A 9,310-nucleotide genomic window follows, 5' to 3' on the forward strand; every position below is an offset into this window, starting at 1 on the left:
AGTCCAGACGGTGCCACCGCCTACGTCGCCAGTTGCGGGGCCGACTTCGGTACCGTTGTCGACGTCATCGACACCCGCACCAATAAGGTGACGCGCACCCGCAAGATTGACCAGATCGGTGGTTTGGTCACCCGGCTGTCTGTCGGCGGTAACGGTGCTCGCGCCTACTTGGTCAGCGAGGACCGCGTCACGGTGCTGAACACCCGCGACCAGGACATCATCGGAACCGTCAGGGCCGGTCAGCCATCGTGCGTGGTCGAAAGCCGCGACGGCAGCCGACTGTACATCGCCGACAACAGCGGCACGGTCAGCGTGACGCCAGTCGCCGCCGGCCTGTCAGGCAGCGAGGTTGACGGGCCGGCAAGCGACGTATCAACAGCATGGATAGTGCCCGAGCTGCTGCAGTACGAGGCGGCTCTGGCCTAACGCGGGCCTAACCGGGCCTAACCGGGCCTAGCGCGGGGGAGCCCGTATCTGATGTCTGCTGGTGGCGATAGCATTCGCCCGACTAGACATGAGGCGGTGCTGCGCCGAGATCCGTAAGGCGGTACGTCGATGTACGGCACGATGCAGGAATTTCCGCTGACCATCACCGCGATTATGCGGCACGGCTGTGGCGTCCACGGGGCACGTGAAGTCATCACCGCCACCGGCGACGGGTATCGGCATACCACCTACCGCGAAGTAGAGCGACGTGCCGCCCAGCTGGCGAACGGGTTGCGGCGTCTCGGGATCACCGGCGACCAGCGGGTGGCCACCTTCATGTGGAACAACCCCGAACACCTGGTGGCTTACCTCGCGGTGCCATCGATGGGTGCCGTTCTGCACACCCTCAACATCCGGTTGTTCGCCGAGCAGATCGCCTTTGTGGCCAACGAGGCCGAGGACCGGATTATCCTGGTCGATCTGTCGTTGACCAAACTGCTGGTACCGGTGCTGTCCGAGCTCGACACCGTGCACACCGTCATCGCAGTCGGGGACGGCGATACGGCGTCGCTGGAGCAGTCGGGGAAGAACGTGCTGCGCTACGCCGAAGTGATCGACGGCGAGTCGGCCCAATTCGATTGGCCGCAGCTCGATGAGAATGCCGCGGCGGCCATGTGCTATACCAGTGGCACCACTGGCAATCCCAAAGGTGTTGTCTACAGCCATCGTTCGAGCTTTCTGCATGCGATGGCGACGTGTGCCAGCAACGGAATCGGGGTGGGGTCCAGCGATCGGGTGCTCCCCATAGTGCCGATGTTTCACGCCAACGCATGGGGACTGCCGTACGCGGCGCTGATGGCAGGTGCAGATTTGGTGCTGCCCGACCGACATCTTGACGCCGGATCGCTGATCCACCTGATCGAGCACCTGCGGCCCACGCTGGCAGCTGCGGTGCCGACGATTTGGAACGACGTCATGCACCACCTGGATAGGGACCCCGGCCACGACATCTCCTCGTTGCGACTGGTCGCCTGCGGCGGCTCAGCGGTTCCTGAGTCGCTGATGCGCACGTTCGAAGAGCGGCACGGGGTTCAGATTCGGCAGCTGTGGGGTATGACGGAAACGTCGCCGATGGCCGCGATGGCGTGGCCGCCGCCGGGAACCCCGAAGGACCGGTATTGGGCAATCAGGGCGACGCAGGGTCAGCCGGTATGCGGGGTGGAGACCAGAATCGTCGACGACGACGGGCAGGTGCTGCCTAACGACGGCGCCGCCGTGGGCGAGGTGGAAGTGCGCGGGCCGTGGATCACCGGTTCTTACTACCGGGGACATGACGCGTCCAAGTTCGATTCGGGTTGGCTGCGAACCGGCGACGTCGGCCGCATTGACGAGCAAGGCTTCATCACGCTCACCGACCGCGCCAAGGACGTCATCAAGTCCGGCGGAGAGTGGATTTCCTCGGTCGGATTGGAGAACTGCCTGATCGGGCATCCCGATGTGGTGGAGGCCGCTGTGGTGGGAGTTCCGGACGAGCGCTGGGAAGAACGGCCGCTGGCTGTCGTGGTGCCCCGGGCAGGGGCGGCGGTCAGCGCTGCGGATCTGCGGAAGTTTTTGTCGGACAAGGTTGTTCGGTGGTGGCTGCCGGAACGGTGGGCTTTCGTCGACGAGATACCCCGGACCAGCGTGGGCAAGTACGATAAGAAAACCGTCCGGTCGCGCTACGCCGATGGCGTCTACCAAGTCGCTGAGGCGCACAACTGAGCGTGAGCAGACACAGAATCGCATAGCCGCGCGGCAAAAAGTGCGATTCTGTGTCTGCTCGCGAGGGAAGGTGAAGCGATGGGCCTGCGTGTCGTTCAATGGGCTACGGGATCGGTCGGGGTCGCCGCCATCAACGGTGTGCTGGAGCATCCTGACCTCGACCTCGTGGGCTGCTGGGTATATTCCGAGGACAAGGGCGGCAAAGACGTGGGCGAGATCATCGGCTCGCCACCGCTGGGAGTCATCACCACCAACAGCGTCGACGACATCCTGGCGCTCGACGCCGACGCGGTGATCTACGCCCCGTTGATACCCAGCGTCGACGTGGTCGCCGCACTGCTGCGGTCGGGCAAGAACGTCGTCACTCCGGTCGGTTGGTTCTACCCCAGCGAGAAGGAGGCCGCTCCGCTGGAAGTCGCCGCCCAGGCCGGAAATGCCACCCTGCACGGCGCTGGTATCGGTCCCGGTGCCGCGACCGAACTGTTTCCGTTGCTGCTGTCGGTGATGTCCACCGGTGTGACTTTCGTTCGCTCCGAGGAGTTTTCGGATCTACGGAGCTACGGGGCGCCGGACGTGCTGCGTTATGTGATGGGTTTTGGCGGTGCCCCGGATACCGCGCTGACCGGGCCGATGCAGAAGCTGCTGGACGGTGGTTTCCTGCAGTCGGTCCGCCTGTGTGTCGACAAACTGGGTTTCGCTGCCGATCCGCAGATCCGCACGTCGCAGGAAGTTGCCGTCGCGACCGCGCCGATCGACTCGCCGATCGGGATCATCGAGCCCGGCCAAGTGGCCGGCCGGCGCTTCCACTGGGCGGCGCTGGTTGGCGACACGGCGGTCGTCGAGATCACCGTGAATTGGTTGATGGGCGAGGAAAACCTCGATCCGCCTTGGTCTTTCGGCCCGGAGGGGGAGCGCTATGAGATCGAAGTGCGCGGAAACCCGAACACTCGCGTCTCCGTCAAGGGATGGCAGCCGGAGAGCGTGGCGGCTGGGTTGCAGAGCAACCCGGGGATAGTCGCCACGGCGGCGCACTGCGTCAACGCCATTCCCGCGACCTGCGCCGCGCCGGCGGGCATCCAAAGCTTTTTCGACCTGCCGCTGATCACTGGCCGGGCCGCGCCGGGGTTGCGCAGATCTAGCGAGCGTTGAGGGTGACGACACGCCGCAGCGCACCGCCCAGGATGCACAATCAAAGTCCTGGGCGCGCGCCGAGGTTTCCGGAGTTGGTGAAGGGATGGGAAATTGGTACGGTCCGTCGTAGTTGAGCAATCCCGAGCGATACCTGTCTCGGTCGACGATGCCTACAGTCGCACGCTGCCGATATCGCTGCCGGTGATTTGTTCACATTGGTATGGGGTGGTCCCGCCGATCAAGGAGGTCCGCGATCAGACCGGTGATTGGGATGCGGCAGGTCAGAGCCGCGTCATCACGATGGTTGGTGGTGGGCGAGTACGCGAGACGCTCACCGACGTCGACCCGCCGCGCTCATTCAGCTACACGCTGACCGATATCAAAGGCCCGCTGTCGCCGCTGGTCAGCCTGGTCGAAGGCAGGTGGAGTTTCGCGCCCACGGGGACCGGAACTACGGTGACCTGGCAGTGGACTCTACATCCGAAATCCGCCATCACGGCAGCGCTGCTGCCCGCATTCGGTGCGATGTGGAAGGGCTACGCGCGCGGCGTGCTGGAGAAACTCTCCGCCCAACTGGTGGGCTAACCGGAGACGTGCCGCGACAGCGGCGGTGCTGACAGTGGGCTCAACTATGCGCGAGCGCCGGGCCGTACACCTGCCGGCCGGCGAGCAACGTCGCGAGCACTTCGAGATCGGCGATCTCCTCAGGCGCCACCGTCCTCGGGTCTTTCGACAGCACAACTAAGTCGGCGTACTTGCCGACCTCCAGCGAGCCGATGACGGCGTCGGCGAACAGCTGCCACGCCGCGTCCAGAGTCTGGGCGCGGATTGCCTGCTCCACCGTCACCCGCTCGGCGGGGGCCAATACCCGCCCGCTGGGTGCGGTGCGGGTAGCCGCGACGCTGATGTTGCGCAGCGGTTCCTCGGGGGTCACCGGCGGATCGTTATGCAGCGAGATGCGCAACCCCGCGGCCACCGCCGAGCCGGCCGGCGCCCAGCGCGATCCGCGCTCGGGCCCAAAAAAGCCGTCGACCAGGATGTCGCCCCAGTAGTGGATTTGGTCGACGAACAGGCTGACGGTGACACCCAGGGCCGCGGCGCGCCGCAGCTGATCGGGGCGCAGCATGGGGGCGTGTTCGAGCCGTAGCCGATGATCGGGTCGAGGATGCCTGCGCAGTGCATCCTCGTAGACGTCGAGGATGGTGTCGACTCCGGCATCACCCATGACATGGCAGGCCATCGGCCAGCCGCGCGGGAAGTAGGCCTCGACGATCTCGGTCAACTGCTCGCGACTGTAGTTGGCGTGCCCGCACGAACCCGGCGCGATACCCATGTCGCGGCTGGCCGCAGTGTCGAGGTAGGGAGCCGACAAGTCGATGTTGCCAATCCACGGCGAGCCGTCCACCCAGATCTTGATGCCGACCTGCCGCAGCATGTCATCACCATTGTCCGGACTCATGTCGGTGGTCAGCGCCGCGTTCGAGATCTCGTAGGTGCGCAGCCGCACAGTTAGCTCACCGGCGTCTCGGATCTGTTGCAACACTGGCCGCAACGTCGGCTCAAACGCCATTTCGGAGCACGTGGTCAGCCCGGCCCGATTCAGCCGGGCACACTCGGCGCGCAGCATGGCGGGATAGTCGCTGTGGTTGACCGCGCCGGCGAAAAGCGGCAACAACGCCGCGGTCTCCTCGGCGGTGCCATCGAGCTTGCCGCCCGCGTCGCGACCGTACTTGGCGCCCTTGGGGTCTGGTGTGTCGCCGGTGAGCCCGACCCGCAGCGCGGCGGCCGAGTTGAAAAATGCCTTGTGGCACGAGTTGTGACCGATCACCAGCGGTGTGTTCGGAGCCATGCTGTCGAGCCAGCTCAGGGTGGGCTCGGGCAGACCGGGCTGCAGCAGCGGATCCCACCCGAACAAGTACGCGCCCGCCGGACCCTGCAGGGCCACCTCGCGTTGGATCGCGCCGACCACCTGACCCGGGTCACGTAGCGTGACAGGCCGGATGTCGACCATCCGGTCCGACAGCACCATCGACTCCAGCAGCGGATGCCCGTGCGCCTCCACCAAACCCGGCATCACGCAACCTGATCCGACGTCGACGACCGTGGTCTCGCTGCCTACCCAGCCGTCGACATCCGACCAGTTGCCGACCGCGACAATCCGCTCGTCTTTGATGGCAACGGCTTCGGCGGTAGGTCGGGCGTCGTCCACGGTCAGTACCACACCGCGGATGACGAGGTCGGCTGATCTCACGTGCAGTCTCCCGCCTACTGTGCCGCCGGCGACCGGGACGCCACCGAGCGCTCGCCCGTATTTGACCACGCCGAACGACCGTAGTCCTGGTTTTGCGGATGTAGCTGACGGCTGCGCTCATGGCCGGTGCTGCCGGCGGCCTGACTTTGGGTAACGTCGAAGCCATGTGCCGACTCTTCGGATTGCACGCCGGGAATCACGTTGCCACGGCAACGTTTTGGTTGCTGGACGCCCCCGACAATCTGGCCCGGCAAAGCCGGAGAAACCCGGACCGCACCGGGTTGGGGGTGTTCGACGTGCATGGGCAGCCGCCCGCATCGGTGCCGGAATTTCACCTGCTTACCAAGCGAACTCGCGCGCGGTCAGTGCATCTGGCCACCCGACCCTGCGTGGTGTTCGCCACCGAGCCGATGGACGATGACCCGGGTTGGTCGTTGCTCGACCCGGGCGAGCTGGTCCACGTCGACGCCACGCTGCAGATAACCCGAAGCGTGGTGTTGCCGGACCCGCCGCGGCTCTTGCTTTCGACGGGAGGATAGGTCAACGTGGTGACCACACGCGCGCTTGTACTGGCTGGTGGTGGACTGGCCGGAATCGCTTGGGAGACAGGTGTTCTGCTGGGCGTTGCCGACGAGTCGCCGGCGGCAGCGCAACGGCTGCTTGCTTCGGATGTGCTGGTGGGTACATCGGCGGGTTCGGCGGTCGCGGCGCAGCTCAGCAGCGGTTGTCCCCTCGGGGTGTTGTTCGACCGGCAACTCGCCACGACCTCGGCAGAGATCGACCCGGGTGTGGACATCGGTGCCATCACCGAACTTTTCCTGGATGCGCTGCGCGAGCCGGGCGCGGTCGGGCGATTGCAGCGAATAGGGGCCGTCGCCCTGGCCACCGAAACCGTGCCCGAGTCCGTCCGCCGTGCGGTGATCGCCGAGCGGCTACCGTCGCACCATTGGCCGGAACGGGAGCTGCGGATTACCGCTATCGATACGGCCACCGGTGAGTTGGTGGTTTTCGACGGCCGCTCGGGTGTCGACCTTGTCGATGCGGTGGCCGCCAGTTGCGCGGTGCCCGGCGCGTGGCCGCCGGTGACGATCGCCGGCCGCCGCTACCTGGACGGCGGTGTGGCCAGCTCAATCAACCTGGGCGTCGCCGAGGACTGCGATGCCGCCGTCGTCTTGGTACCTGGTGGTGCGGATGCGCCATCACCGTTTGGCCCAGGGCCAGGTGCTGAGATCGCGACATTCACCGGCACCGCGTTCGCCGTGTTCGCCGACGAGCCGTCGCTGGCTGCCTTTGGCCCCAACTCGCTGGATCCGCGCTGCCGGGCGGGCGCGGCGAAGGCTGGCCGTGCGCAGGGCCGCCGTGTCGCAACGGCTATCGCGAGTTTCCTGGGTCTGTGAGTCAGCTGTCGATCGCGCGAGTGGCCAGCTGCGTGTCTTCGCCTTCGAGGGCGTTCAGAGCGCGGGTGGCCAGCGCGCGACCAGCAGCGATCACCTCAACCGCCCGGTGGAATTCCAGGCTGCGGCATGTCGTGCGGGGCACCTCGATCAGCAGGTCCGCGGGATAGGCGGCCAGGGTGTGGCGGGCAAGAGCGGATTGGGCGATGTCGATTGTTCGATTCATCACCTCGAATCCGCCCATTTTCGGCAGTTTGGGCGCCTCGTCGGAGTCAACCGAGGCGACTTCGTCGGCCTCAGACCAGGAATCTGATTCCTGGGATCCCGCTCCGAACCGGCTCAGTACCGCCCGTGCCGTCGGCCGGTCAAGTAGTGCGCGGGCGGCCGATACGTCGAGGAGAGCAGAGGTGCTGCGCACCATGCGGTTCAACCACTCGCCGGTGACGCCCGGTTCCGATCCGCGCGGAGCACCTGCCTCACTGCCGTTGAGACTCACCGCGATGGTCATATCGGCATTGACCGCGGCGACCGGGGCAATCGGCAGTGGATCCAGGATGCCTCCGTCGGCAAGCAGGCGTCCGTTGACTTCGTACGGGGCTATTACTCCCGGAATTGCAATCGACGCGCGAATCGCCTCGTCCAGGGGACCGCGCTGAAACCACACCGACTTGCCCGCTATGAGGTCGGTCGCCACCGCCGTATACGGGATCTGCAGTTGCTCGATGGTTACCGGACCAAGAATGTCGCGCACCGCGTCGAGAATCTTTTCCGCCCGCAGCACTCCCGCCGCGCTAATGGAGGGATCTAGCAGTCGCAGGATCGTCCGTTGCGTCAGCGATTTCGCCCAGTCGGCGAACTCCTCGAGTCGCCCCGCGGCGTGCAGACCTCCTACCAGTGCGCCCATGGACGAGCCGGCGACTCCGACGACTTCGTAGCCGCGTTCCCGCAGCGTCTGGATCACTCCGATGTGAGCGTAGCCCCGGGCGCCGCCGCTGCCGAGCGCCAACGCGACTCGAGTCGGAGACGATCCGCGTGCCCCCATGGCTATCGGCCCAGTCATCCGTTCATTCTGCGTGCCGCAAGTCCCTGCGACCGAACCGGATCGCAGTTTTTTGTAGCCGTGATCGCAAGTGCGCAGCCCGCTAGCCGCATCCGTTGTTGGCGGCCGCCACTGCCGCCACGATTACCGCCGCCTGACGGGCCGGGGTCAGGTCCGCCCATCGAATATTCCAGCTGCCGGCAACGCCGAATTGCGCGGCCTGCACCATCCCTAGATACGGCTCGATCAGCGCCGCACCGGCGGCGGGCTGGGTCTCCATCCACAGCTTCGCGGCATGGCAGGCCTGGAAATATTCCTCTTCGGACGACTCCGCGGGGACGTCGACCCGGGTCGTCACGCCGGTAGGAGAGACCCCAATGACGCCTGGCGCCAGCGAACTCGCTGCAGTAGGTGTCGGTGTCGACAGCTTGGCCGACGGCGACGCCACCTTACCGTTCCCGCCGCCGCGCGAGCAGCCGGCGATGACCGACAAACTCGCCACCACAACGAGGGGCCCGCACAGCAGGCACCGAAGGCGGGATCGGCACATGGTGCCAATCTATGCAACACTGGCTGGCGTGATGAAGTGCTGCGGATCTTTGGAGTGTTGTCGGCCCTGACGCGCCGCCGATTACCCGATCCGTTTCGCACTTTGGAGTTCGTTCATGGCTATGCCACTTTCTACACTGGCCCTTACCTCGCCGTGGCCGGGACCCACCCGGGCGCGGGTGGCCGATCTTCTGCACGCAACCGACCAAGCCGCCGACGACGTGCTCAGTGGGCGGTGCGACCAGCTACTGCCCGAAGGTGGTCTTCCCGAGACCGAGCGCTGGTTCACCCGAATCCACGGGGACGATGAACTGGACATCTGGCTGATCAGCTGGGTGCCCGGGCACGCTACTGAATTGCACGATCACGGCGGTTCGCTCGGGGCTTTGACGGTGCTGTCCGGGTCTCTGAACGAGTACCGGTGGGACGGCGGGCGGTTACGACGGCGCCGACTCGATGCGGGTGATCAGGCCGGGTTTCCGCTGGGGTGGGTGCACGACGTGGTGTGGGCGCCGCGTGAGGTGCCGGTCTTGGAGTCAGTGTCGAGTCCCGCGCCGCCCACGCTGAGCGTGCACGCTTATTCGCCGCCACTGACGGCGATGTCGTATTACCAAGTCACCGAGCGCAATACGCTGCGCCGCCAGCGCACCGAGTTGACCGACCAACCCGAGAAGTCGTGATGAGCCGGATTGATCAAGTACTGGATTCAGCCCGCAACAGGTATCGCCGCCTGCCCGCCGATCAGGTACCCGAAGCGCT

10 protein-coding genes and 1 pseudogene are annotated in these 9,310 nt (G+C 65.8%); 8 read left to right on the forward strand and 3 right to left on the reverse strand.

Translation table 11 applies throughout. The features are described 5' to 3' along the window. The 4 genes from F0Q45_RS21590 to F0Q45_RS21605 form a co-directional block, all read left to right on the forward strand. Positions 1-426: YncE family protein (locus F0Q45_RS21590; protein ID WP_373425052.1), on the forward strand; the 426-nt coding region annotated here is incomplete at its 5' end. 129 nt (positions 427-555) lie between these two features. After that, positions 556-2,187 (forward strand): long-chain fatty acid--CoA ligase, encoded by a 1,632-nt coding sequence (locus F0Q45_RS21595; protein ID WP_149655875.1) that lies wholly within the window; start codon positions 556-558, stop codon positions 2,185-2,187. 78 nt (positions 2,188-2,265) lie between these two features. Further along, positions 2,266-3,336, forward strand: a complete 1,071-nt coding sequence (locus tag F0Q45_RS21600) for an NAD(P)H-dependent amine dehydrogenase family protein (protein WP_149655876.1) — start codon at positions 2,266-2,268, stop codon at positions 3,334-3,336. Between the two features lie 93 nt (positions 3,337-3,429). Beyond that, positions 3,430-3,903, forward strand: a complete 474-nt coding sequence (locus F0Q45_RS21605) for an SRPBCC family protein (RefSeq protein WP_149655877.1) — start codon at positions 3,430-3,432, stop codon at positions 3,901-3,903. A gap of 40 nt (positions 3,904-3,943) precedes the next feature. Here the strand turns inward: F0Q45_RS21605 and F0Q45_RS21610 are convergent, their stop codons facing one another. Next, the gene (locus F0Q45_RS21610; RefSeq protein WP_149655878.1) at positions 3,944-5,569 is read right to left on the reverse strand and encodes an amidohydrolase; all 1,626 of its coding nucleotides are present in this window, start codon (positions 5,567-5,569) and stop codon (positions 3,944-3,946) included. A 164-nt stretch (positions 5,570-5,733) separates the two neighbouring features. On the opposite strand from F0Q45_RS21610, the gene F0Q45_RS21615 reads away from it, so the two are divergent. Together F0Q45_RS21615 and F0Q45_RS21620 are read left to right on the forward strand one after the other, a co-directional pair. Further along, the gene (locus tag F0Q45_RS21615; protein ID WP_149655883.1) at positions 5,734-6,108 is read left to right on the forward strand and encodes a hypothetical protein; all 375 of its coding nucleotides are present in this window, start codon (positions 5,734-5,736) and stop codon (positions 6,106-6,108) included. Positions 6,109-6,114: 6 nt separating this feature from the next. Further along, complete coding sequence (locus tag F0Q45_RS21620) at positions 6,115-6,966, forward strand: patatin-like phospholipase family protein (protein ID WP_149655879.1); 852 nt, start codon at positions 6,115-6,117, stop codon at positions 6,964-6,966. A gap of 1 nt (position 6,967) precedes the next feature. Here the strand turns inward: F0Q45_RS21620 and F0Q45_RS21625 are convergent, their stop codons facing one another. Continuing rightward, positions 6,968-8,023: a patatin family protein gene (locus F0Q45_RS21625; RefSeq protein ID WP_149655880.1), complete on the reverse strand. Its 1,056-nt coding sequence runs from the start codon at positions 8,021-8,023 to the stop codon at positions 6,968-6,970. Positions 8,024-8,105: 82 nt separating this feature from the next. Further along, positions 8,106-8,552, reverse strand: a complete 447-nt coding sequence (locus tag F0Q45_RS21630; protein ID WP_149655881.1) for a lipoprotein LpqV — start codon at positions 8,550-8,552, stop codon at positions 8,106-8,108. A gap of 115 nt (positions 8,553-8,667) precedes the next feature. On the opposite strand from F0Q45_RS21630, the gene F0Q45_RS21635 reads away from it, so the two are divergent. Then, positions 8,668-9,231 carry a cysteine dioxygenase gene (locus F0Q45_RS21635; protein WP_149655882.1) on the forward strand — a complete coding sequence of 188 codons (564 nt, stop codon included), beginning with the start codon at positions 8,668-8,670 and terminating at the stop codon, positions 9,229-9,231. Beyond that, positions 9,231-9,310: pseudogene (locus F0Q45_RS21640) on the forward strand (rhodanese-like domain-containing protein); the annotation flags it as partial. The gene F0Q45_RS21635 and the pseudogene F0Q45_RS21640, both read left to right, overlap by 1 nt.

It is taken from the genome of Mycobacterium simiae (assembly GCF_008370645.1).
Classification (GTDB): Bacteria; Actinomycetota; Actinomycetes; order Mycobacteriales; family Mycobacteriaceae; genus Mycobacterium; species Mycobacterium simiae_A.